The following is a 237-nucleotide window of genomic DNA, read 5'->3' as shown; positions in this document are numbered from 1 at the left end:
GTCCATAGACCTTACCACCCGTTACGCGATTGACGAGATTCGCCGCACGCTCGAACGGACGCGCGTGTTGCACGAGCGCGAACAGCAACAGGATCGGCATGAAGAGCGCAATGCCCAGCGCGAAATGCGCGGCCACGCGTGCGCCCATGCTGCTCGTTTGCGCCCGTAGATACGCGATGGCCAGCAGCGCGAAAATCACCTGGCTGATGAGCGTGAGCTGTATATCGGTGACGAGAC

Annotated in this window: 1 pseudogene; it reads right to left on the bottom strand. The window is 61.2% G+C overall.

Features of this window, described 5'->3' with window-relative positions:
* A pseudogene (locus tag SB816_RS34785) lies at positions 1 to 237 on the bottom strand (hypothetical protein); the annotation flags it as partial.

Origin of the sequence: Achromobacter sp. SIMBA_011, assembly GCF_046535435.1 — a bacterium.
Classification (GTDB): Bacteria; Pseudomonadota; Gammaproteobacteria; order Burkholderiales; family Burkholderiaceae_B; genus Achromobacter; species Achromobacter dolens.
This window is presented reverse-complemented; position numbering and strand designations above follow the sequence as displayed.